The organism is Streptomyces hirsutus (assembly GCF_001418415.1).
In the GTDB taxonomy this organism is placed as follows: Bacteria; Actinomycetota; Actinomycetes; order Streptomycetales; family Streptomycetaceae; genus Streptomyces; species Streptomyces hirsutus.
Window position 1 is genome coordinate 1 of sequence record NZ_LIQT01000256.1, and the last position, 21,515, is coordinate 21,515.

The 21,515-nt window shown below is 66.4% G+C and carries 23 protein-coding genes and 3 pseudogenes; 8 read left to right on the plus strand and 18 right to left on the minus strand.

The window, feature by feature from the left end:
* Nucleotides 1-56: 56 nt before the first annotated feature.
* From AOK11_RS19515 to AOK11_RS19530, 4 genes are read right to left on the minus strand one after another with little or no spacing between them, the layout of a single operon-like run.
* Complete coding sequence (locus AOK11_RS19515) at nt 57-671, minus strand: diguanylate cyclase domain-containing protein (protein ID WP_055594998.1); 615 nt, start codon at nt 669-671, stop codon at nt 57-59.
* The gene (locus AOK11_RS40230; RefSeq protein ID WP_079034962.1) at nt 668-1,765 is read right to left on the minus strand and encodes an MFS transporter; all 1,098 of its coding nucleotides are present in this window, start codon (nt 1,763-1,765) and stop codon (nt 668-670) included. Before AOK11_RS40230 ends, AOK11_RS19515 begins: the two co-directional genes overlap by 4 nt.
* Nucleotides 1,762-2,208, minus strand: a complete 447-nt coding sequence (locus tag AOK11_RS19525) for a Pycsar system effector family protein (protein WP_055594999.1) — start codon at nt 2,206-2,208, stop codon at nt 1,762-1,764. The genes AOK11_RS40230 and AOK11_RS19525 overlap by 4 nt, the downstream gene beginning before the upstream one ends.
* A complete protein-coding gene (locus tag AOK11_RS19530; protein ID WP_055595000.1) occupies nt 2,205-2,474 on the minus strand; it encodes a DUF6284 family protein in 270 nt (89 codons plus the stop codon). Before AOK11_RS19530 ends, AOK11_RS19525 begins: the two co-directional genes overlap by 4 nt.
* Nucleotides 2,475-3,286: 812 nt before the next feature.
* On the opposite strand from AOK11_RS19530, the gene AOK11_RS19535 reads away from it, so the two are divergent.
* Nucleotides 3,287-4,054: a hypothetical protein gene (locus tag AOK11_RS19535; protein WP_055595001.1), complete on the plus strand. Its 768-nt coding sequence runs from the start codon at nt 3,287-3,289 to the stop codon at nt 4,052-4,054.
* 2 nt (nt 4,055-4,056) lie between these two features.
* A complete protein-coding gene (locus AOK11_RS19540; protein WP_055595002.1) occupies nt 4,057-4,530 on the plus strand; it encodes an NUDIX domain-containing protein in 474 nt (157 codons plus the stop codon).
* Here AOK11_RS19540 and AOK11_RS19545 read toward each other — a convergent pair.
* From AOK11_RS19545 to AOK11_RS42925, 3 genes are read right to left on the minus strand one after another with little or no spacing between them, the layout of a single operon-like run.
* Nucleotides 4,518-5,084, minus strand: a complete 567-nt coding sequence (locus tag AOK11_RS19545; protein WP_055595003.1) for an HD domain-containing protein — start codon at nt 5,082-5,084, stop codon at nt 4,518-4,520. The two genes, AOK11_RS19540 and AOK11_RS19545, sit on opposite strands and share 13 nt — an antisense overlap.
* Before the next feature lies 1 nt (nt 5,085).
* Nucleotides 5,086-5,547, minus strand: a complete 462-nt coding sequence (locus tag AOK11_RS19550; protein ID WP_055595004.1) for a GntR family transcriptional regulator — start codon at nt 5,545-5,547, stop codon at nt 5,086-5,088.
* Between the two features lie 37 nt (nt 5,548-5,584).
* Nucleotides 5,585-6,772: a hypothetical protein gene (locus AOK11_RS42925; RefSeq protein WP_157869401.1), complete on the minus strand. Its 1,188-nt coding sequence runs from the start codon at nt 6,770-6,772 to the stop codon at nt 5,585-5,587.
* Between the two features lie 132 nt (nt 6,773-6,904).
* Between AOK11_RS42925 and AOK11_RS46790 the strand changes: the two are divergent.
* Both AOK11_RS46790 and AOK11_RS19555 read left to right on the plus strand, forming a co-directional pair.
* Nucleotides 6,905-7,186: pseudogene (locus AOK11_RS46790) on the plus strand (hypothetical protein); the annotation flags it as partial.
* A 578-nt stretch (nt 7,187-7,764) separates the two neighbouring features.
* The gene (locus AOK11_RS19555) at nt 7,765-8,055 is read left to right on the plus strand and encodes a hypothetical protein (protein ID WP_055595005.1); all 291 of its coding nucleotides are present in this window, start codon (nt 7,765-7,767) and stop codon (nt 8,053-8,055) included.
* 464 nt (nt 8,056-8,519) lie between these two features.
* Here the strand turns inward: AOK11_RS19555 and AOK11_RS19560 are convergent, their stop codons facing one another.
* The 3 genes from AOK11_RS19560 to AOK11_RS19570 form a co-directional block, all read right to left on the minus strand.
* Nucleotides 8,520-10,025, minus strand: coding sequence for a DNA sulfur modification protein DndB (locus AOK11_RS19560; RefSeq protein ID WP_055595006.1), 1,506 nt, complete (start codon nt 10,023-10,025; stop codon nt 8,520-8,522).
* On the minus strand, nt 10,022-10,477 hold the full coding sequence (locus tag AOK11_RS19565) for a hypothetical protein (protein WP_157869402.1): 456 nt from the start codon (nt 10,475-10,477) through the stop codon (nt 10,022-10,024). Before AOK11_RS19565 ends, AOK11_RS19560 begins: the two co-directional genes overlap by 4 nt.
* Before the next feature lie 960 nt (nt 10,478-11,437).
* Nucleotides 11,438-12,412: a magnesium transporter CorA family protein gene (locus AOK11_RS19570; protein WP_055595017.1), complete on the minus strand. Its 975-nt coding sequence runs from the start codon at nt 12,410-12,412 to the stop codon at nt 11,438-11,440.
* 611 nt (nt 12,413-13,023) lie between these two features.
* On the opposite strand from AOK11_RS19570, the gene AOK11_RS19575 reads away from it, so the two are divergent.
* Nucleotides 13,024-13,575 carry a DUF5994 family protein gene (locus tag AOK11_RS19575; protein ID WP_055595018.1) on the plus strand — a complete coding sequence of 184 codons (552 nt, stop codon included), beginning with the start codon at nt 13,024-13,026 and terminating at the stop codon, nt 13,573-13,575.
* Nucleotides 13,576-14,038: 463 nt separating this feature from the next.
* Here the strand turns inward: AOK11_RS19575 and AOK11_RS19580 are convergent, their stop codons facing one another.
* Together AOK11_RS19580 and AOK11_RS19585 are read right to left on the minus strand one after the other, a co-directional pair.
* The gene (locus AOK11_RS19580; protein WP_055595008.1) at nt 14,039-14,326 is read right to left on the minus strand and encodes an SHOCT domain-containing protein; all 288 of its coding nucleotides are present in this window, start codon (nt 14,324-14,326) and stop codon (nt 14,039-14,041) included.
* Nucleotides 14,327-14,353: 27 nt separating this feature from the next.
* Nucleotides 14,354-14,797, minus strand: a complete 444-nt coding sequence (locus tag AOK11_RS19585; RefSeq protein ID WP_240497413.1) for a DUF6325 family protein — start codon at nt 14,795-14,797, stop codon at nt 14,354-14,356.
* Nucleotides 14,798-14,909: 112 nt separating this feature from the next.
* Here AOK11_RS19585 and AOK11_RS41975 point away from each other — a divergent pair.
* Both AOK11_RS41975 and AOK11_RS19595 read left to right on the plus strand, forming a co-directional pair.
* Nucleotides 14,910-15,182: pseudogene (locus tag AOK11_RS41975) on the plus strand (DDE-type integrase/transposase/recombinase); the annotation flags it as partial.
* A gap of 224 nt (nt 15,183-15,406) precedes the next feature.
* Nucleotides 15,407-16,711, plus strand: coding sequence for a cation:proton antiporter (locus AOK11_RS19595; protein WP_055595011.1), 1,305 nt, complete (start codon nt 15,407-15,409; stop codon nt 16,709-16,711).
* 153 nt (nt 16,712-16,864) lie between these two features.
* Here the strand turns inward: AOK11_RS19595 and AOK11_RS19600 are convergent, their stop codons facing one another.
* Nucleotides 16,865-17,146, minus strand: a complete 282-nt coding sequence (locus AOK11_RS19600) for a hypothetical protein (RefSeq protein WP_055595012.1) — start codon at nt 17,144-17,146, stop codon at nt 16,865-16,867.
* A 688-nt stretch (nt 17,147-17,834) separates the two neighbouring features.
* Complete coding sequence (locus AOK11_RS44020; RefSeq protein WP_206188884.1) at nt 17,835-17,993, minus strand: hypothetical protein; 159 nt, start codon at nt 17,991-17,993, stop codon at nt 17,835-17,837.
* 312 nt (nt 17,994-18,305) lie between these two features.
* Between AOK11_RS44020 and AOK11_RS19605 the strand changes: the two genes are divergently transcribed.
* The gene (locus AOK11_RS19605; RefSeq protein WP_055595013.1) at nt 18,306-18,722 is read left to right on the plus strand and encodes a hypothetical protein; all 417 of its coding nucleotides are present in this window, start codon (nt 18,306-18,308) and stop codon (nt 18,720-18,722) included.
* Between the two features lie 531 nt (nt 18,723-19,253).
* Here the strand turns inward: AOK11_RS19605 and AOK11_RS19610 are convergent.
* The 4 genes and pseudogenes from AOK11_RS19610 to AOK11_RS19625 form a co-directional block, all read right to left on the minus strand.
* Complete coding sequence (locus tag AOK11_RS19610) at nt 19,254-20,147, minus strand: IS3 family transposase (RefSeq protein WP_055595014.1); 894 nt, start codon at nt 20,145-20,147, stop codon at nt 19,254-19,256.
* Nucleotides 20,144-20,449 carry a transposase gene (locus tag AOK11_RS19615; protein ID WP_055595015.1) on the minus strand — a complete coding sequence of 102 codons (306 nt, stop codon included), beginning with the start codon at nt 20,447-20,449 and terminating at the stop codon, nt 20,144-20,146. The genes AOK11_RS19610 and AOK11_RS19615 overlap by 4 nt, the downstream gene beginning before the upstream one ends.
* 68 nt (nt 20,450-20,517) lie before the next feature.
* Nucleotides 20,518-20,875, minus strand: a pseudogene (locus AOK11_RS19620) (helix-turn-helix domain-containing protein); the annotation flags it as partial.
* Between the two features lie 273 nt (nt 20,876-21,148).
* Nucleotides 21,149-21,515, minus strand: a 367-nt coding sequence (locus tag AOK11_RS19625) for a DUF5958 family protein (RefSeq protein WP_055595016.1), incomplete at its 5' end; no start/stop codon positions are given.

Sequence of the window (21,515 nt, forward strand, 5' to 3'; positions counted from 1 at the left end):
TCGGCGGGTGGCGTAGCCGTCCGGGGCGAGTCGCCAGGGGTAGACGGGCAGTGTGCTCATGCCGCGCCCCGGCGGCCCGGTCGGCGCCCGGTGATGCCGGCGAGCAGCCGACCCAGGGCGGCCCTGCGGACGCGGGAGCTCCCGTGTTTGGCCGTGTACATGGCCTCGTCCGCGCGTCGCAGCAGGGCGGACAGGTCCTCGTCGGGGTGGTCGCTGCGGCGGACCCAGCCCAGCGACACCGTGGTGTGCACCTCGGGTGCGGTGTCCAGGGGGCGGGCGAGCACGCGGGACAGGACGGCGAACCGGTCGGCGGCGGTGGCGTCGCGGTCGAGGAGGACGGCCGCGAACTCATCACCCCCGAGCCGGCCCACCACCCCGCCGCGGCCCACGGCGTGGGTGAGGCGGGCGGCGGTGGCGGCGAGCAGGGCATCCCCGGCCGCATGGCCGTGGGCGTCGTTGACCTGCTTGAAGTGGTCCACGTCCGCCAGCACCACCACCGCGTGCCGATGGCGCAGCAGCCGGCGGGCCCGGCGGGTGAACGCGTCCCGGGTCCACAGACCGGTCAGCGGGTCACGGCGCGCCGTACGTAACCGGCGGGCCAGCCAGCATCCGTGCACCGCCCACGACACAGCAACAGCCACCGCCACGGCGGCGAGAACCGGAGTACTCATGCCACGCCCTCCGTTCCTGCGCGTTCGGCGAGCAGGGCATCCCGCAGCATCCGCGCGTTCGCGGGCGACGTGCGCAGCGCCCGGCGGATGCCCTCGGCGGTCACCTTGGCGTCCGGCCACCCGGCGGTCACCGATCGTGCTTCGGCGAGAAGTTGTTCCGGGGTGCGCTTGGGGCGGGTCGACTTCGCCACCGCCGGAACCCGACCGGTCGCCCGGCGGGGGCGGGTCGATTCGGCGGCCACCGGCCGCCGCTCGATCGAGGCGAGCGGAGCCGACTCGACACGCGGGAGCGGCTTGAGGCAGTCGACCGGTTCGGGCACCCGGACCACGGATACGGTGATCGGCTCCGGACTCGATTCGGGCAGGTCAGCCATAGACCGTTTCCGATCGGTCCCGGTGGATTCCTCCGCATTCGCGACCGGCTCGGTGGGGCCCCAGACCGGGAGGTCCCAGCGGGGCGTGACGTCGGGTGTGACGCGGCTCGTCACACTGGTCAGCGCCCTGCCCGTACCCTCGCCCTCCCGCGCGCTCTCCAGCGTCGACCACGCCCCGGCAAGGGTGGCGGCGGTGGTGGCCTGGACGCGTGCCACGCGCGCCCCTGCCTCCGTCACGGCCGTCAGCCGGGTCTCCTCGGTGGCGGCCTCGGCCCGCAGCCGGGCACGCGCCACGGCCGCCTCATCCCGCGCTTCCTGCCGAATCCCCCGGATCGAATCCAGCGCGACCGGGGTGAGCGCGGTGCGCTCCCACAGTCCGTGCACCAGCCACAGCGCCTTGGCGGCGAGGGGCAGCCAGGCCACGGCCAGCCACGCCCCGGCGGAGTGCTCCGCGGTCAGCGCGTGCGCGACCAGGACGCCGGTGGCGAGAAGGCCGAAGCTCCAACCGACGGCGGTCACCGCGCGGGAGTGGTCGCCCTGCGCCGAGAGGCGGCGTTCGTAGGCGAGGGTGGCCAGCCATCCCCCGTCAATGCCGACCCCGACGACCAGCGCGACCGGCCACGGCATCGCCGTGCCCAGCCACATCACCACCACCGCGAGGGTGAGCACCATGGAGACCGCCGTCATCGCGACGGCGGGCAGTACGGTCCGGGCCGTCATGCCGCACCCCCGAGGGTGAGCAGGGCGGCCAGGATGAGCAGGGCGCCGCCGGTCAGGGTGAGGTCGACCGCGCGGCGCAGGCAGGTGAACTTGCGGACGGCGAGGCGGGACAGGCCGGCGATGTCGGCGGCCAGATCCCCGCCGACGGCGGCGTTGATCTCCTCGGCGGTGAGGGTGGCCCACAGTGGGAAGCCGTGCCGGCCGGACAGGTTCGGCCGGACCGACCGCAGCAGCAGTCCGGCCGCGCCGACCAGCAACGCCAGACCGAGACCGCCCGCCACGTAGGCGGCGGGGTTCAGCGGGAGGTCCCGGGCGACCGTCCAGGTGCCGGCGAGCACTGCGCCGACGAACGCCAGCAGCAGCGCCGTTTTGTTGTCGGTGCGGGCGATCTCCGCCTTTACCTCGGCGTGCGCGGCGGTCAGGTTCCGGTCGGTGGCGCTCATGCGGCACCCCCGGGCAGGGTCGCGCCGGCCGTGCGGTTGAGCAGCGCGACGCGGGCGGCCAGCGCCCGGCGGCGGGCCCGGCGGATGCGGCGGGCGTCCAGCTCGGTCGGGATGCGGTCAAGGGCGATGATCTGCGCGTCGACCAGGTCGACACCCGCGAGGATCACGGGCATTTCCAGTTCGATCGCGTCCAGCTCCGCGGCCGTCGGCTCGCGGTCGAAAGCGTCGGCGGTAACGACCGTCTGAACAGTAGCGATGTGCTTCACGGGTCGTGGTTCCTCTCATACAGGAACGGCCCAAGAGTGGCTCCCGGGGTGCATCCCGGGAGCCACTCGCCGTTGAGTCGGACGATCCGGCTCCCCGCGCTCCCGTCCGTACGGCCACTGCGTGACGCGGGGGCCGGACGGGCGGGAGAGGCAGCCGGCCGCAGCGTCAGCACGCTGCGAACCAGAGCGGACCGAGGTCGCACGGGCGCCGCCGGCCGGTCCGTACCGGCGGCGCCTGAAGATGTCGTCGGTTCACACCGACCCCCAACCGATTGCAGGGAGACGGCTTCACCGGTGCGCCGTTGCCACGGGCACCGGCCCCGAGCCGGGAACGTCGGGCGCGTCATCGTTGCTGCTCTGACGCCAGCAGGGCGGCGCGCACCGGGTGGCAATCGTGGGGTTGACCTCCAGAAATGGAGGGATGATCCCCAGGACTGTTCTCCAGAGCCGGTACGCGGACAGGACTGGTTCACCTGCCGCGAAGTGGCCGCCGACGGCCATCACCCGGGCCGCTACGGGGACGGGGAGTCACACCCCGTCGAACTTTGTCCACTGTTGAGTTCTCAAGACACGGCCGCTGCCTTCGTACTCACCCCTGCGGGCTTTCCTCCGGGCGATGCAGTACCTGTTTTACAGGTACTGCATGGGGGCCCGTCAAGTCTGCCGACGGATCCTCTTGGCTTTGCTCTGGGACTTTTTGGCGCACGCTCAGAATCGCTCCAGGTCAGGGGAGTTGGTCACCCCATGCGTGGACAGCTCCGGGAGTTCTGGCTACGGTCGAGAAGTCCCTAGACATCCCACCGGGGGTACAGATGTCCAACGAACGTTTACGCTCGGCTCTGTTAGCCCGAGGCATGACGGTTCAGAGGTTGGCCGAAGCAATCGAGGTCAACCCGAAGACCGTTGAACGCTGGATCACGCAGGGCAAAGTGCCGTACCGACGTCACCAGTACGCGACGGCCGCGGCGCTGAAGGTCGACGTCACGTCACTGTGGGACGACGACCGCACGGTCAACAGTTCAATAGACCTGGCCAAGGCGGAGATTGGCACTGTCTACCCCCACCGGCACACGGTGCCGTCAGGTCTGTGGCGTGAGATCTTTGGCAGGGCCCAGAAGAGCCTTGACGTGCTTGTCTACTCCGGTCTGTTCCTGTCGGAAGACCCGTTGTTTCACAGCCTCCTCGAGGCGAAGACAGCGGCAGGCGTTCGGGTGCGCATCCTGCTCGGGGACCCTGGCAGTGCGGCTGTCCAGCAGCGAGGGATAGACGAGGGGCACCAGATCATGGACGGCAAGATTCGCAACGCCCTCGTGCTGTACCGCCCGCTCATCGAGAGTCACCCAGACATCGGCTTCCGGCTGCACGACTCGACGCTCTACAACTCGATCTACCGGTCTGATGACGAGATGCTGGTCAACCCTCATGTCTACGGCATCGGCGCCTACCTGGCCCCCGTACTGCATCTTCGCCGTCTGGCGAACGGAGGGTTGTTCGACACCTATGCGAACAGCATCGAACACACCTGGGGGAACGCGCGCCAGATCACTGGCGCCGACTTTGCAAGTACCAAGGGAGCTTGACCATGGGACGGATTGACTACCTTCACGACCCCGAGGCGCCGGCGGCCAACTCGGTCGTGCCGTCCGTCGTCGCGTTCGTACAGAACGACGCGGGTGAGGTGCTGATGATCCGGAGGTCCGACAACGGGCGTTGGGCACTGCCCGGTGGTGGTCACGACGTGGGGGAGTCCATCAGTGACACCGTCGTTCGGGAGGTCTGGGAAGAGACCGGGATCAAGGCGGAAGTCGTCGACATGTCCGGGATCTACACCGACCCGGGGCACGTGATGCAGTACGACGACGGTGAGGTCAGGCAACAGTTCAGCATCTGCTTCCGTGCTCGACCGGTCGGCGGTGAGGTGCGCACGAGCAGCGAGACGACAGAGGTCCGCTGGGCTACCCCGGCGGACCTGTCCCAACTCGACATCCATCCCACGATGCGTCTCCGCATCGAACACGCCATGGACCGGACGCGAAACGCCCCCTACATCGGCTGACGCTTGACGGCGGCCACCCGTTCAAGCACCCGCGACGTACTGGCGAGGATCTCTGGCTCGGCTCGCCGGATGAACGTTCCGATCAGGCTGTCGGGGCCGTATCGCCCGGTGATCTCGTTCACCCGGTCGATGGGATTCGTCGGCATGCCGTCCGGTGTGGTGTTCATGTCGCAGAAGCAGAGCGCGTCGTTCAGGTGCGCGCTCTCGCGTGGGAACTCGCCCTCCAGCTCTTCGCGCATGCCGCGCGCTTCCGCCTCCATCCAAGCGCAGGAGTGGTGGGCGACCAGGTTGATAACCCGTTCGTCGGCGCCAGCCACGTCCCGGAGGTAGCGGGCCCCGTCCAAAGGGTGAAAGCCCGTCTTGGCGAGGTCCGGCGCATAGCCGATGTCGTGCAGGACCGCCGCGGCCTCCAACAGATCGGCGTCCTGGTCAAGAACGAGCGCGATGGTGCGCGCCCTCTCGGCTACCCCCAGGCAGTGCTTCCACCGCCGCGGCAACGGCTCGGCGAGCAGGGACTCAGCCAAGGGATAAGCCCACTCTGTCAACTTCGGCAAGCTACGAACACTCCTCTCGCGTCGGCATAGCGCGAACCGTCCGCGCCCTGCCCTGTCCGCCTCCCGCCAGCACGCCGGCGGTCTCCAACTTCTCCAGCGCCTTGGTCACGGTGGGACGTGAGACCCCGAACCGTTCGGCCAGCGCGGAAGCGCTGGGAAATGGCTGCCCCACTTCGAGCCTGTCAGCCGTGATGATGCCCGCGATCCGCTGTTCGAGCGGGCGCCGGTCGACGTTCACGCCAGCGCGCACGACGCGCCACCGTCCGCCCGGCACTGGCTCGGCCACACCTTCCTGCCTCAGCACAGCGAACGCACGGAGCGCGACCCCACGTGAGACCTTTTGATCGCTCATCACCTCAGACAGAGCTGGGAGCTCCGTCATGTCCGGGTCCGTCTCGATCCATGTCTTCAGCGTGTCAGCGATTTTCAGGAAGGTCCCCCGAGGGTTGACCTGCTGCGACACTTGCTCTCCCTCTCCGCTCGACCGTGTCCCCCTAAGCCTATGGGTGTGGCGCTGAAGCGTCTGCCCCCTGCTGACCTCCAATTTGCCCTGGGGTGAAGGACTGCCGAGAATGGCCAAGAAAATCCGCAGGACTGAGGCCGAAACGTCTACCTCCGCTAACGGCGGCAGGGATCAAGGCGGTGATTCCCGCTACGCTCAGTGCAACTTCTGAAGGCACCCCGAGGAGCACACTTCCTATCGCGAATGTCGCAGCGAGAAGAGCGCCAAATACTGCGATGCGAATATCCTTCTTTTCTTCATGCGGGACGGCGTTCTCCGTCAAATAGTTTCGCGCTCTGGGGGACATATCCGATTCATCTAGTAGGCCGTGCCACCTACCCTCAGTCATCCGGTCAATCATCTTGGACAGGATAGTAACAAGGTCTATGTAAGCCTCTTCTCCGCGCACTAGGATCTGCTCCGACGCATCCTCAAGAGTCACGATTACCTGAGTCACGTGGAGGTTAAGTTGCTCTCTGCGAATCGCAGGGCCACCAGGGTTTCCATACGTGGAGAACAATCTCAACCAGTTGCAGAGAGCTGCGACGTCAAAGTCTATTCGTGCAGGTGAAGTGAGAGGCTTCTTGCTCCAACCCGCCTTCTTGAGAAGGATGCATGCCGCTCTAAGGGCGCCGCCCTCGGAATCGACCTTTCTCTTACGTCGCCAACTCCAGAACGCAAAGGCGAGTAGGGTTAATGAACAAAAGATGGCACCTAATTGAACGGCTAGACCAGGGCCGTAGATAATGTCAAATTCGAGTTTTTTTGACGCCTCGATCTTCCGCGTCGCCTCCTTCAGGGGAGGGTCAATCCTCGGTGCAATCTGGCTTGCAATATAGTACGGAAGTGCCGCGATTGCATAGGTGAAGAGGAATCCGTGATTCCTGCCCCGCATGGCGCGGTAGTCACGCATAAGGAGGTGGCGAATCCGAAAACTCCTCATCGCGGCTAGGGGGTAACTCCCCACTCTAGAGGCAAGGACTGTGCAATTGGCAAGGTGACGTACATCCGTCACTAGTACTTTCCTGTACTTCTTCCTCCTGATCAGTTTCGCACTGGCGCGCCAGGTGTAATGAAGGAATAACTCCCGATGGTAGATCTTGAGAGCGAGAAAGAGGGCGAGGGGGGCATAAAGATCCGCAATTAGGACGGATAGAAGGATTGCGAAGAATCTATCCTCTGTCAAAGTTGCACGACCTCTCTTTTATTGACGCCCTCTCTCGATAACCGGCGCGATTTGGCGAGAGTGGACTCAAAGTTGGCCTCCCAGATTAGTCCCTCGCTGCTCCGGTGGTGGCTCTTTTAGGGACAATCCCCTACCGTCGCGGAGATCGTCGGCGCTGTAGACCTGCGCCTGTCCTTCGTGCACTGCCAGCTGTGGGAGCTGGAGAGGAAGGGGAGCGTCGCGCGCGAGCCCGGGCGGCCGAGAGTGATCCGGCTCGTGGAATGGTCGGCTGCTACTACGTCACTCTCACGTCCGCCGGCCGCCCGGTGCAGCAAGGTGGCGGGGAAGCGAGGTCGGGTACCGATGTGGTCTCACAGGCGGTCTCAGTTGGTCCCTAATCCGCAGCCGTCCATGGCAGTCCGCCGGCATGCTTGATCGCCCTGACCTGGTGCGGGGTTCCCTTTCTAGACGTCGACGGACCTGCCTGGACCAAGATCGGACAACTCGTAATGCGTAGGTCTCGGGGACACGGCGACGCTACGCGATCGGCCGCGCCGCGCCGAGAGCTCCACGGCCGGAAGCCAAACAGGGGGCCAAACGAAGCAGCCGAACCAAGACTGCCTCGGACCGACCTGGACAGTGCCAGACGATGAACACGCAGGTCAGCGCTCCCGAATCCAGGTCACACGGACTTTGATCGCGTTCGGGAGCAAGCGGTCTTGAAGTAATGCCAGACTGTCCCGGCCCTTCTGCGATGAGCCGGAAGCCGGAGTGTTGTTGGAGGGGGTTGTGGCGGGGCCGGGCCGAGGACGGCCAGGAGGTCGCTGGAACCCTGGGAGTGCCAGCCGTCCGCACGGAAGGGCAAGTTCCACCCAGTGTCTGGTGACAGGCTGGATCGACTTGACCGAACCAGGTGGTGCCTCACGGGGCGAATGACCCAGAATGCGGGGAGAGAGCGATCGGAAAGCAGCCGTATCTGCCTGGCTGCCAGGGCAGTTGGAAGGTGCAGCCTGATGAGCAGGGTCCCGGAGAATGGTGAAGAGATGGCGTCCGAGGCCTCCGGTCCTGTAGCCGGCGAGGCTGCTCAAGCCAAAGCCAGCCCCGTCAGGTCCGGGCCGTCCTGGAAGCAGGTTGCCGTAGCGGCCGGCGGCTTTGCTGTCACCGTAGTGGGCGCAGTCGTCGTCACCCTCGTCGCGACACACAACTCCGCACGTAGGGCGAACGCGGCGGCTTACGCCCACGGCCTCCTTGACGGGGCCGAGGCCGCGAGGAACGGTTACGACTTCGACGAGGACGACGACTAAGACAATCTGGCGAACGGCGTGAGGCCTGCCCTTCGGGCAGTACCAGGGCCGGGGGCCAAACAGGGGGCCAAAGGCGGCAGTCGCCGCATGACTGTCCCGGACAGTCATGGACAGTAGTGGAGGGAAGCAGGCAAGTCAGCGGCCCCATACCAAAGCCACAAGGCACCTGATCGCGTTCGAAACAAAGAGGTCACCAGGTCGAGAGGTGTCATCACGCGGGGGTGCTGACGCTCGACAGCAGATGGGCCCTTAGTTGCGAAAAGTCTGCACTGAGGGCCCATCTGTGAGTCAGCCCATCTCTGCCGGGTTGCGGGGTTTTCCGCGGTCCCAGGGGCGTGCCGTTGTTCCTGACGGGTTCCACCAGCCGATCCAAAGCGGGATCCCGGCGGCGGCCCTCAGGTATAGCAAGGCTGCGGGCTAAGGACCGACGGCTACTAGATCAACGCCGACCGGGGCGTGGGTGTCTAGTTGATGGGCTCGGGTTCGCCACTAGTGAGCTCGGTCCAGGTGTCGGAGAGGATCTTGTTCTCGACCTGACTGATGTGCGCCGGGGTGTTCGAGGCTGCCGCTGCGACGACGGTCTCCCCAGTGCTCTTCAGCTTCACCGTCTTCTTGGTGCCGTTCTTCTCCTGCAGACAACCCGTGATCCGAATCCAATGCCGGCGGTCACGCCGCCAGTCAATGGCAGCCAGACGCTGCTTGAACTCGTCAAAGGACACCGCCGGAGTAGGCACCGACTGTTCCGCGATGATCTCGGTGAACCTCTTCACCAACTGCTCAGTCGTGTCGTCTCCGGTTGCAGTCTCCTTCTGCATCGCGTCCATGATCGGACCGAGTTTGTCGCGCCGCACCTGGTTGTAGGCCAGCGCGAGGGCCTTGAGGGCGAATGCCCATCCATGGACGTACAGCCGTCGGTAGGTGTCCGCCTGCTTGGTGTCGTTCCAGGCGCCACCGAATTGACCTTCCAACATTTGCAGGAACTCACGGCAGTACGGCAGCACCGCCTCGATGTGGTGGTGCTTGATGTGCTCGCGCTTGCGGTTGCCGTGGGAGATCACGTTGAGCAGCATCTGTTCGAGCGTCGATGCGTCGACGATATTTTGCACCGCGGTGAGCGTGGCTCCCGTACTGCGGCCATCGGCGACGCGGTTCTCGAAGATGGTGCCCTTGACTGCCTGGTTGCGCAGCTTGGCCAGGGCGGACGAGGTGTCGAAGGTCGCCACCAGGTTGGTGTTCTTCTTCGTGCCGCGTCCATTGCGATCTGCGAAACTCTGGGCCGCCGCGTCGACGTCAACCTTTAGTTCGACCTCAAGTGTCACGAAGAAGGTGTCAAGTGCACCGTTCTGGAGAGCGAGACGATTTTGCGCTGCCTCGAAGAGGGCGGCGGTCTGGGTCTGTCCGTCAGCCTGCATGATGGGCCGTTTGGGCAGGTAGATCTCGCCGTAGAGGGCCGCCGGGTTCGCTTCATCGAATGCGACGAAAATGGGCTGAGGGTCCTCCTCGAACTCCTCGACCGACTGCCATCCGGTGACTGTAGGCAGGTAGGCGACCCGCTCACCGCGGATGGCCTCCAAGATGTACCGACTGAAGTCACCACGGTTGGCGGCCTTCGCGCCCTTGAAGTCGCTCTGCGTCTTGAGGTGGGCGGCCTTCATGCCGTTGGCCTCGTAGTCGACAGCGCGTGGCGGATCGGAAGGGTTATACCTTACGAGGTCCGTAAACTGCCGCAGGCTGGGATGGACTGTGACGCAGATGCGGTATCCGTCCTCCGCGCCTTTTAGGCACAGAGTGCCGCGGATAGCGTGCCGCTTCTCGCTCTCATGCTGGAAGCGGTAGCGATGCTGCTCGAAGTTGGCTCGTGCCTCCTCGTCCGAGCTGACACGCAGGATGCGCAGGCCCCCGTATGTCTCGTCCTCGGGGATTTCGTCGGTGTTGATCAGCTTCTGCTGACTGATGAACGGCGTACTCATGGCGTCTCCTGCTGGTTGGGCTCGGCTCCCCTCGAGGCGAGCAGCCCGGGCTGACGGGGAATCTCGGGAAGCGATGTGGGTTCTGCATCGGTCGGGATGCCGCCTGCGTGGGCGAGGACGGGCGGCAGAGTGACTAGCTCGATCGAAAGGTTCAACCTCTCAACGGTGTAGACGATCTCGGGTTGAAATTCGAACGCTGCGATGACGCCACGGATTAGACAGTCGCTGCCGGCGGCTTCCTCAGCCCGGCGTGCCATGGCCAGGTACACCAAGATCTGCCCAAGCGCCTCGTAGCTCGCACTGATCTTGAACTCCCACAGGCGAGTGACGTTGCTCCGATCGATCGTGCGCATATCCGCGCGCACGGCCGTGCCCTCGTAACTGTTCTCCCGGGCGATAAGCAACTCGCCTGGACGGTGCTGGGCCAGTTCCGAAGCGTAGTAGTCCCGCACTCTGCCCTCGCGCTCATGCAGCACTACCCGATCTCGCGTCATTGCGTCCAACTCTCACGTCCGTCAACCCCTGCCTCGTAGAGGTTAATTGACATCTCGTTAGGATTCAAGTGCATCTCGGAGATGGACACACATCCCCGAGACGCTGCGTGCACGCACGGCTGGACATGGACCGGCAGCCTGCGTGAGTACTGCGCCCGGTACTCCACCCTCCGCAGACGCCGCGGGCCCGCTCTGTCCCGTGGCGACCAGACTCATCAGAGCGTGGAGGGTGTCGGTACCGATCGCGTCTGATGACATGCGACAGCCTCACGACGGTGAGGGCTGAGGCTGTGTGCAGTCGACTTCCCCGCCATCGTGGCTGACTGTCGTCAACTGAGGTTCTGACGGGGCATGTCGAAGATCCCGGCCGTCAGTTGAGCGGGCCCAAGCTGGGTGGGGAGCTCCCGGAACGGGCCGCGACAAGGCGGAGTCGAACTGCTTCACGGAGGGCACTTACCGCATCCATGGAGAAATCCTGGAGATGATCTTGAGGTTGAGACCCCGGAGCGCCAGATGCCGTCGAGCAGATGGAGCACGAGATGCAGAGTCATTCGGATACTGCGTGATACCCCCCTCAGACCATGCCTGAACAGGGGAAATGCTCCTCCGGCGGGGGCCAAACGGGGGGCCAAACCAGGCAGCCACGCCAGGACTGTCCCGGACGGTAATGAATGGCGCTGGAGCTGAATGAGCAGGTCAGCGACCGCGAGACGAGGTCGCAAAGGGGCCTCATCGCGTTCGGGACGAAGAGGTCGTGGGTTCAAATCCCGCCACCCCGACAGAGATACGCCAGGTGAGGCCCGGTGCTGAGAGATCAGTACCGGGCCTCACCTGTTGTGCGGACCCGTTTTTGGGAGCCGACTTCGGGAACCGGCTCCCAGGGCCCGTCTGCCGAAGAGAACACAGGGGCGTGTGCGGTCAGAGCCAGTCCCAGTTCTTGAAAGCGAAGTACAGCGTCAGAGAGACAACGACGATGACGGCGCTGGAAACGATGAATCCCGACTGGTGTCCGAAGCCGGGGTAGGGAAGGTTCTGTCCGTAGAAGCCAGTGATCGCCGTGGGCACGGCGATGATCGCGGCCCAGCTCGTCACCTTCTTCATGATCAGGTTCATCCGGTTCGCCTGCACCGACAAGTTGGTTTCCATCACCGAGGCCACCAGGTCGCGCAGCGACTCCGTCCACTCGTCGGCACGCAGCACGTGGTCGTACACATCGCGGTAGTACGGCAGCAAGGAGCCGTCGACGATGTCGAGGTCGGGGCGCATGAGGGTATTGACGACCTCCCGCATGGGCAGAACCACGCGACGGAGCCGGACCAGTGATTTCCGCAGGGCGTAGGACTGGCGCTGTACGGTCTGGATCTGCCGGCCGCCTTCGGCGAAGAGCAGATCGTCCAGTTCCTCGATACGTTCGTCGAGTTGCTGTACCGCGGCAAAGTGCCCGTCGACGACATAGTCGAGCAGGCCGTGGAGCAGAAAGGCGACCCCGTGCGCTGCCAGAGCCGGAGTACGGTCCCACCGGGCGACCAGCTCGTCGAGGGCGAACGCGGCGTCCTTGCGGACCGTGATCAGCGCCTGCGGCGTGAGGATGACCGCGAGCTCGCTCATCGTCAGTCCCGCGCCGTCCGGGTCGACGGCTACCGCGTAGACACTGAGGAAGTAATGGGTGCGGTAGTTGTCGATTTTCGCCCGCTGTCCCTCGTGCAACGCGCCCTCGAGAGCCAGCTCGTGGAGACCGAGTTCCTCGCCGACCGCCGTGAACTCGGCGTGGTTCGGGCGGTACAGGTCCAACCACACGGTCGAAGACGGATCCGCCAGATGCCGGGAGATGTCCCGGACCGGGAAGTCCTCCTCGACCAGGGAGCCGGCGCGGTACAGCCGAGTATGGGCCATGTCGCGCACACTAACGGCACCAGCGGAACATCAGCGGACACCACTACCGGGCATGCACCCCGACTGGCGGTACCGCCCCGATCACCTTGAAGTCGGCGCCGCAGCAGAGACAGCCCTATGGGTGCTCGGGCCTCCAGACGTCGTTCCTGGGGCTCGTGGCGTTCCTCGCCGGTCCGAGGGTCCTCCTCGGGGGTCGGGTGTGCCCGATGGGTGCCGGTGTCGATGAGGATCTGTGCGGCATGGGTGGCGTTGTCGGTCCGGACGGCGCGGGCCGTCGCGGCACGGGTGGCGTCTGGTGTCGCGTGCGGCGGGACCACGAGAAGGGAGAAGTGGTCCCGGTCGCCCCGAGTGATCAGGGTGGTGTCACCGCCGAACGCGGGACCTCGTCTTCTCACCGTAAGTCGTGCGCCGCCGCACCGGCTGCGCTCGCCGGCGGTTCCGGACGCGTTGCCTCTCGGTAAAACGCCTGCTCACGCGCACGTCCCGGGGCCTCGGAGCGGCGTAGAGTGAAAGGACCGTGAGTACTTCGCACACCGGCCGCCATGTCGGTGTCGTTCCCGGCGAGCAACAGCACCGGCCTCCAAGAGGAGACTCGGGGACAGGTCCGCGTCATGACCGCGACCAGTGAACCTAAGATCGTCAAAGAACGTCTGCCTTCGGCGTCGGCCCGGCTGTCCCTGGTCCCGACCGGCTCGGTTCCAGGTCTCCTGGACGGTGCCTGGTGGCCCCGCTCCCGTGATCTCCTCCGGGAGATCCCCACTCTGACGGACGCGCTGGACGCGTGCTGGGGCCGGATCACCCACGTCACCGTGAACCCGGCCCACTGGCCCGTCATCCCGCGCAAGGTCCCCGTCACGGGGCACACGGTGCATGTCGGCTGGTTCGCCGACGAGCTGGACCCGAACAAAGTGATCCTCTTCTCCTACACGGTGGGCCGCCTGGACCTGCTGGTGATCCCTCCGGAGACGGAGCCGGCCGCCGCCGCCCGGCTGATGGCAGCAGCAACCGTTCCGGGAGGTAGCCGCACCTCCAGCGGTCTGATGGCCGACGAGGCCATGAGCCACGACGCGGCAGAGGCTCGGGGCCGGGAAGAGGGATGGGAGACCGACGGCGGAGCCGCTTCGGCGGCCGGAGCCGCGATCGGGATCTTGAGTCCGCCCTGAGGAGGTGAGGACGCGGAGACAGCCGCCACCGTCGCCGTGATCATCTTCGTGATCATCGCGGGGGTGTTCCTGATCCACCGGCTCAACGCGCAGCATGACGAAAGGATCGGAGCGTTCCGCTCCAGCGACGCCCTACCGGGAATCGGTCGGCGGACCCGTAAGAGCCCACGTGCGACCGCGCCGAAGGGTCCTCCTGCCGACGCCACACGCCGTGAGCATCGCGAGGGGAGCCGCTGATGACGCATCCCTGCTTCCAGCCGGGGAGCCGGGGTGAGTAGGCCGGGGAGGGGCCCACATGGCGGCGAGGCACCCGTGACAGGCGGTGCCAGGACAGCGCCGGTATGACGCTGTCTGCCCCTGATCGCTTCGGCTGTGCCTCCGATCGGGGCTGATCATGGTGCGTGTCCACGACACCGTCAGGGCGCCCGGAGGAAAGCCGCGTGGAGCCCTCGACGGGAGCCGGTCATGATCCGAGGATCCTGCGCTTCTGTTCCTCGAACTCGGTCTCGGTGAGCACGCCCTGAGCCTTGAGTTCGCCGAGCTGCTTCAGCTGTTCGATCTTGCTGGTCATGTCGGGGGCCGGCGGAGCCGGAGACTGCGCGGCAGGGGCCGTCGGCTGAGGCGAGGGTGCCTCGGATTCCTGCTGAGCTGCCCAGCGTCCCTGCTGGCGGCGTGACACGCGGTTCGATACGGCGGTCGCCGTTCCGGCGATGGCGGCGGTACGCGCGACCCCGCGGATGAGACCCGGCATGGTTGTTTCCCTTCTGCTCAGCTCTGCTCAGCGAGCGGCCTCAGCCGCGTCGAGGGCGTCGAGGACTGCGGACACCGGGATCCGCCCGGAGGCGACCATCCTGGCCCCGCCTCGGCGCAGAGCGGTGGCGAAGGGCGCGGCCCACAGGTTCTCGTAGACCAGGATGCCGGCGGAACAGCCGGGCTCCAGCGCGGTGGCCGCCTCCTCGATGTCGTCCTGGCCCAGGAGACCGGAGGAAGCACCCTCGAAGACGGCCAGGTCGAGTTCACCGTCGCCGGTCAGGTCGGCGATCTCCATGCCGGTCACGGAACCGTCGACCTCCTTCCTGACGAACATCAGGTCGAGGATCCTGATCAGGCCGCGGTCCACAAGATCGACCAGCAGGGGAAATCCCTCGCCCGTCATTCGGTTACCGGGAAACTCGACGACCAGATAGTCGATCGGGCCCACTTCTTGGATTTCTTCGCTCACGGCGTCACCTCTGGTGCTCGCGGCTCTCCCCGTACTCCGATTGCACCATCGGGCGGTGGCGTTCGCACCTCGGTGAACCGTTCACCCGCCTGGTCCGCCCGGGTCGCGCGTGCCGCGTCGCGCGGATCTGCTGAACAGGGACTTCACCGCGAAAACGCTGAGCGCCGGATGGTGCGGCGCCATCACGTACATAGCCGTGGGAGCCTCGTGGCTCCCCCTCGCCACGGTCATCGACATCGACTCGAGGCGGGTGGTGGGCTGGTCAATCGCCGACCACATGCGCACCCGATCCGTCACCGACGGGATCGAGATGGCCGTGGCTGCCCGCGGCGGTCAGGTGCACGGCGTCGTCTTTCACACGGACAGGGGAGCGCAATACGCTGCAACTCGTCGCACAGAACCCGGTGTCCACTCCCGGGGAGCGATCTCAGGTCCCCCCTCCCCGGCTCCGCGTGCCAGGACCGAAGGTCCCCGGCTCGACCGGAACGACATGCAGGGTGAGCGGTCATGTCACTGCGTGACCGTGACGGGTGGCGTGGTTGGGCACATGGCGTGTCGCCCCGGCACAGCTGCTCGGGCGGTCGCCCTGGTCCCGGGTGAGGAGTACGGATGAGCCAGTGGGGTGTGGTGGTGGCCGGTGGCGTGGTCGTCGGCTACGGGGCGCTCTCGCGGCGGCTGTCGACGACCGTGCTGTCCGGGCCCCTGGTGTTCGTCGTGTGCGGGCTGGCGGTCGGGCCTCCGGGCCTGGACCTGCTGAACGCGGACCGGGATCCGGAGGTCATCCGGACGCTGTTGGAGAGCGCCCTCACCCTTGTGCTGTTCACGGACGCGGCGGCGATCAGGATCGGGGACCTGCGCAGGGAGGGGTTCCTGCCGTTGCGGCTGCTCGTGGTCGGGCTGCCCGTCACGATGGCGCTGGGGTGGCTGGTGGCCTGGCCCCTCCTGCCCGGTCTGGGTGTGTGGGAGCTGGCGCTGGTCGGCGTCATCCTGGCTCCGACGGATGCCGCGCTCGGGCAGCAGGCTTTCTCCAACAAGCGGGTCCCGGCGTTGGTCCGAGGCGGCCTGGGCGTCGAATCGGGTCTGAACGACGGTCTGGTGCTTCCGTTCTTCGTGCTGGCGCTGGCGGCGGCGGGTGAGGGGGAGGGACATCCGGGCGTCGTCGTGACGTTCCTGCGTGCGCTGCTGCTGAGCGGTGCGATCGGACTCGCCGCCGGTTGGGTCGGGGCGGGCGTGTTGCGTTGGTCGGTTGCTCGGGACTGGAGCACTCCTGCGTGGCGACAGTTCCTGACGTTCGCCGTTCCCGTGATCACCTACGCGCTGTGCGCCACGGTCGAAGGCAGCGGCTTCATCGGTGCCTGGGTCGCCGGTCTGGCCTTCGGAAGCCGGCTGCGTGGCGCGTCGTCAGGACGTGTCGCTCGGGCCGAAGACCCGGGTCCCACGCAGAGCACGACGTTCAGCGAGCGGCTCGGGCTTTTGCTCGCCTCGATGAGCTTCCTGGTCTTCGGCGCGGTCATCCTGGGGCCGGCCCTTCAACACCTGACGTGGCGGATGGTGGTCTACGCGCTGATCAGCCTGACCGCGGTCCGGATGCTGCCGGTCGCTCTGGCCATGGCCGGCACCGGTCTGCGGGCCGCCTCCGTCGCCTACATCGGGTGGTTCGGTCCGCGCGGGCTCGCCTCCCTGGTCTTCGGCCTGCTGGCCTTCGAGGAGCACCTGCCCGGGACGACGCTGCTGAACGACGTCATCGCCGTGACCGTGGGCCTGAGCGTTCTCCTCCACGGCGCCACGGCCCCGTTTCTGGGAAACCGCTACGGCGACTGGTTCGCCAGGACGCTCCGCACCGAACCGGGCCTGCGGGAGAACGCACTCAGCGCCGACAACGCCCCCGGCACACGAGGCCCCCACAGCCCTTGACGAACACGGCGACCGTGCCACCCGTGGCGTTCGAGCTCGCCAATGGCGAACCCCAGGCTGTGCGAGACAGCACCGCGCCGAGTGCTTCCGCAGGCGTCGGCGGTTGCAGCAGCTCTCCTTCCGCGCCTCACACAGCCATGGGCCGGGCCTGGGCTAGCGGGCGAGCGACCCGTTCTGGGTGTCGGAAGCGGACTGCCACGCCTGTATGCCCGCTCGGGACGCCTCCTTGGCCTGCTGCCACTTCATGGCCGCCTGCTGGGCCGGAGGCACGTCCATGCCGCGGATCATGCGCCGACCTGCGGCGAACACGGCGACGGCCGCGATGACCATGCCGGTGCACGCCACCACGGCACCGGCCGCGGTGAGCACGGCACCGGTCGTGACGAGCCGGGTGTCGATGTCGATCGATTGCAGGGACTGGTGGTGATGGTTCATGACTCCACCATCCAACGGCAGGTGACCACCTCGCATCCCGAGCACTCGCATCCCGAGCACTCGCGTCCCGGACAGCGGCACAAGAGGCCGGAGCGCCCCCGTACTGGTAGGTGCGGCCCTGGCGGCAGGCGAGGAGTCGCCGGTGACCGGGGCCGGTGGCGACGTGCTGACGATCGTCGTGCTGCCGGGCTCACCGCTGGCGCGGTCGTCGCACAGGAACCCCGTCCGGCGCGGGCGCGCCGCCTTGTCGGCGAGGCCGCCGCCCTGTCTTCGCCGGCGGCGACCCCGCCCGGCGGCGCGCTGCGTGCATGCGGGCAAGGGTGGAACGTCATCCGCGGCCACAAGATGATGCTCCCGGCGGGGGATCGGCCGGCACCGGGATGGAGGGGGCGCCGTTCCCGACCGCGGGCACGTTGTGGCGTGTGCGGGGTGCTCCCGTCCCGTCCACCGTCGACCCAGGCAGAGCCGAGCAGACGCGGTCCAGGGGCGTCAAGGTCGTTCGTACAGTGGCGCGCTCCACCTTGACGGGATGGGAGCTGGGGAGAGTGGTCGGTCGAGGAAGGTGCTCGGCTCGCATGCGCCATGCGTCGGCGAAGCAATCCAGTCGGAACGAGCGAGCAGCCTGCTCGTGCGCTAGCACCCCGAGGAAGCCCGCTCACTCATTGACCGGCCGATAGATCATTCCCGGTCACCTGACGGGGCCTGTGACCGGATGACCGGGGCTCCTCATCGTGCACCGGCGCACGGCCTTCGGATCCCTCTCCACCAGCGCAGACGCCGAATCCGCGCACTCGGGGAAGTCCAGAGCCTGGAAGGTTTTCATGATCCCCCTGCCGAACTTCTTCATGGCCTCTCCGGGTCCGGTCGGCCTCACTGCCAGGCGATACTGAGCCAACTCCGGAGGGATCATCTGTTCGAAATCTACATGAATAATTTCACAGAGGAGGAGATTCAGCCGTCCGCAGAGAAGGAGCCCTCGTCCGCCGACAAGGCCCCTGGGCCAGCTGTTTACAGCAAGCGAAATTGACCGAATATCGATCAACTGTGCGACATAGTGCTTGTGGTTGCCATGCGCCTAGGAAACCATCGGCGTTGATCATCGGGAGGCCCCTGTACGGGGAAGGTCGGGGCCACCGGCAGCTAATGGGGAGGAAACAGCATGAGGACTCGCACGCGCATAGCCACCGCCTGCGTTGCGGCGGCTGGGATCACGATCGCGTTCACCGGTCAGGCGTCCGCGGCGGAGACCGCCAGCTGCTCGACGACCGGCGCGCGAGGCAGCATGGGGGCGACTTACCCCAAGGGGGACAACTGGATGTACGACGAGTTCAAGATCGCGCTGTCGGTTACAGACACGTCCGCCGACGGGCACCACGTACGGGTTCGCCTCCTCACCAAGGCCGTCGGGACCGATGCGGTCACCACGTGGAAGTGGCGCTCCCTCACCTCGGGCTCGGGCAACACCCTCACGGAGAGCACCACCGCCCAGAGCTCATGGGGAATTTGGGCCACTGGGGTCGAGGTGGCCCGCTTCGAGGGAGACACCAAGCTCAACTCCTGCACCGACTGGTCCTAACCGGCAGCCAGACTGGGCAAGCTTCCCGCGAGCGGCCCCGGCCCGTCAAGCAGCGCCCTTCGGGCGCTGCTTGACGTCCTTATAACCGCATCTATCCGGCGCTTCGCTCTGCTGCCGCCACAGAGACGCCCTGTCTCAGCAGGCGTCCAACAGATCGCCGAACTGCCCGGTACGGGTGTCCGCTTCCCCCCGGCGTCTCGGCTGGTATTCCAACCGCACCTTCGCGATATCGGCCGTGCCACTCCCGTGCCAGAACAGACGGGGAGCCACGGGGAATCACGGTGCCGAGGGGAACGGTCACGGCAGGTCGGCTCAGGGCAAGGAACCGGCAGGTCACACCTGTGAGCACTCAACCACGCTCCTAAAGTGGTGGTGGGCGGTGGTCAGCGTCGGCACTCTGTACCCATGCTTCCCGAAGATAACTACTTGATCCGCATAGGTCGCCTCTCCTACCTGGTCACCTATCTTGAGCGGCAGGTTCTGGGGGATCTTTCGCACTGAACTTTCCCCGTGATGCTGGACACTCGTTGCTTACGCCGCGAGGGCGTGTTCTTGCTCGTGTCGCTGTCGGATCTCCAGCGGGGTGAGGTACCCCCAGGCCGGATGCTTCCGCAGTCGTCTGCGGTTGTAGAAGGTCTCGATGAAGGCGAAGATCTCCGCGCGGGCAGTGGTCCGGTCGGGCCAGTGGCGGGTGCCGATCTCCTCTTTGAGTAGCGCGAAGAAGCTCTCGGCGGCGGCATTGTCGAAGCACGAGCCGGTTCGGCCCATGCTCTGCCGCATCCCCAATCTGCCCATTTCCCGGCGGAGTTCATCAGAGGTGTATTCCGATCCGCGACCGGAATGCGCGATGCAGCCGGGCTGCAGCCGGCCGCGTCCGGCGGCCATCGTCAACGCGTCGACGACCAGGGAGGCGCGGTGGTGGTCGGCCATCGAGTAGCCGACGATCTCGCGGGTGGCCAGGTCCAGCCAGGTCGCCAGATACAGCCAGCCCTCGCCGGTGGGGATACAGGTGATGTCCTCGACCAGTTTCCGGCCCGGGGCATCGGCCGTGAAGTCGCGGCCGATCAGGTCCGCGGCGGGCACCGCCCTCTTCGCCGGACGGGTCAGCGACCGGCGCTTGCGCCGGGTGACCCCGGCGATGCCGCGCTCACGCATGATCCGCTCCACTCGCTTGCGGTTGACCCGCCGGTCCAGCCTGCGCAACTCGGCATGGATACGCGGCACCCCGTAGGTGCACCGGGAGGCGATGTGCAACACGGTGATCTCGTGGGCCAGGGCGTCGTCGGCGGCCCGGCGGGCGGCGCGGGCCTGCTCGCCGGCCAGCCAGGCGTAGAAGGAGGACCGGGCCACCTTCAGCAGTCGGCACAGCAGAGCGACTGGGTGGGTGGTCTTCTCCGCCTCGATGAACGCGTACACGTCGTTCATCGATCGCTCTCTTTCGCGAAGAAGACCGCCGCTTTTCGCAGCACCTCGATCGTCTCGGCCTGCTCGCGGTTCTGCCGCCGCAGCCAGCGCAACTCTTCCCGTTCCGTGCTCGTCAGCTCGCCCGGCACCCCTTGCCCGCGGTCGATCGTGTCCTGCTTGACCCAGTTCCGCAGTCCCTCGGCGCTGACCCCGATCTCCCGGGCGACCTCGGTGACGGTCTTGCCGGAGGACCGGACCAGCGCGACCGCGTCGCGCTTGAACTCCTCCGTATACCGCCTGCTGCGGTTGCTCTTGCTTCCCACCTGGCACTACTTCCTCTGGAACCTCACGTCCCAGTCTCCAGGTGTCCAACATCAAGGGGAAGCTTCAGCTGGGCGATGGTGCGGTCGCGGGTGGGCACCAAAGTGCCGTCCACGATCAGAACAGTGCCCCTGCGAAACCATCGGCGCGCCTTGAGCGCAAGCAGCGGGCCGGTGCAGCGGACGATCCGAGCGGCTGCAGACTTCGACACTCCGAACAGCGGGGCTAACTGCCGCAGCGTGAGGTTTGTGCGCCAGTACGCGACCACCAGCAGCACCCGGTCCTCCAGCGGCAGCGACCAGGGCCGACCCTGACGGGACACACCCGCCTCCTCCCGAAGCAGCACCCTGACCAACGCACCGAAGGACCGACAGTCCCGTGAACGGAGCTATCCAGGACGGATCGGACGCCGTGATCACACCAGCCATACCAAGATCGTCTCACTCGTGACCAGCGGTTACGGGACAGCCTTTAGGTCTCGGTCTCCTAACGGCGTCGGGTCCCGGCCGTTGCCGCGCCATACGAACACGGTTCCGCCATCGCGGATCTCTCACTGTTGTCCCCCCCTGCTTGCCTACCGCAGAAGAGGACGCCTCCCAAGCCTCACAACGACGACCACCAGGTGCCCATGCCCACCGTCCCTGAGCAGCAAAAACCCGGTTCCCCAAGATCCCCGGCAAGACCCAGGGCAAGAAGTCACCTCAGGTTGCGTCCCGTGGCGGGTCCGGCAGGTTGTGCCACGCGTGACTACATCCCCCGGCGCAGTGCAACGTCCGCCTGCGGGTGTCCGCGATGCTGAAGAGGGCGACGAGCAGGCGGAAGGACTTGGTGAGTTCGTGGGTCGGAAGGTCCTCCATGCCGAAGCGCCACTTCGTGAGCATCACCGCCGGCGTGTGAGTGGAGCGAATGCCGGAACGCGCGATGCTCTCCGGCACGTCCTTTTCGCAGGCTCGGGCCTGCCCGCAGAACAGCACCAGTGCGTGCAGGACATTGCGTTGGTCGTCCTCCGGGAGGCCCTCGAACCACTCGACGCCCTCGGCCGTCGGTCTGAGCTTGGCGTTTAACGTC

Coding starts and splice junctions, on each gene's coding strand:
- AOK11_RS19525 (WP_055594999.1), bottom strand. CDS start 2,208: ATGAGCGCCACCGACCGGAACCTGACCGCCGCGCACGCCGAGGTAAAG.
- AOK11_RS19605 (WP_055595013.1), top strand. CDS start 18,306: ATGAGGACTCGCACGCGCATAGCCACCGCCTGCGTTGCGGCGGCTGGG.
- AOK11_RS19610 (WP_055595014.1), bottom strand. CDS start 20,147: ATGAACGACGTGTACGCGTTCATCGAGGCGGAGAAGACCACCCACCCA.
- AOK11_RS19600 (WP_055595012.1), bottom strand. CDS start 17,146: ATGAACCATCACCACCAGTCCCTGCAATCGATCGACATCGACACCCGG.
- AOK11_RS19555 (WP_055595005.1), top strand. CDS start 7,765: ATGAGCAGGGTCCCGGAGAATGGTGAAGAGATGGCGTCCGAGGCCTCC.
- AOK11_RS19570 (WP_055595017.1), bottom strand. CDS start 12,412: ATGGCCCATACTCGGCTGTACCGCGCCGGCTCCCTGGTCGAGGAGGAC.
- AOK11_RS19575 (WP_055595018.1), top strand. CDS start 13,024: ATGACCGCGACCAGTGAACCTAAGATCGTCAAAGAACGTCTGCCTTCG.
- AOK11_RS19580 (WP_055595008.1), bottom strand. CDS start 14,326: ATGCCGGGTCTCATCCGCGGGGTCGCGCGTACCGCCGCCATCGCCGGA.
- AOK11_RS19535 (WP_055595001.1), top strand. CDS start 3,287: ATGTCCAACGAACGTTTACGCTCGGCTCTGTTAGCCCGAGGCATGACG.
- AOK11_RS19595 (WP_055595011.1), top strand. CDS start 15,407: ATGAGCCAGTGGGGTGTGGTGGTGGCCGGTGGCGTGGTCGTCGGCTAC.
- AOK11_RS19515 (WP_055594998.1), bottom strand. CDS start 671: ATGAGTACTCCGGTTCTCGCCGCCGTGGCGGTGGCTGTTGCTGTGTCG.
- AOK11_RS19560 (WP_055595006.1), bottom strand. CDS start 10,025: ATGAGTACGCCGTTCATCAGTCAGCAGAAGCTGATCAACACCGACGAA.
- AOK11_RS40230 (WP_079034962.1), bottom strand. CDS start 1,765: ATGACGGCCCGGACCGTACTGCCCGCCGTCGCGATGACGGCGGTCTCC.
- AOK11_RS44020 (WP_206188884.1), bottom strand. CDS start 17,993: ATGAAGAAGTTCGGCAGGGGGATCATGAAAACCTTCCAGGCTCTGGAC.
- AOK11_RS19540 (WP_055595002.1), top strand. CDS start 4,057: ATGGGACGGATTGACTACCTTCACGACCCCGAGGCGCCGGCGGCCAAC.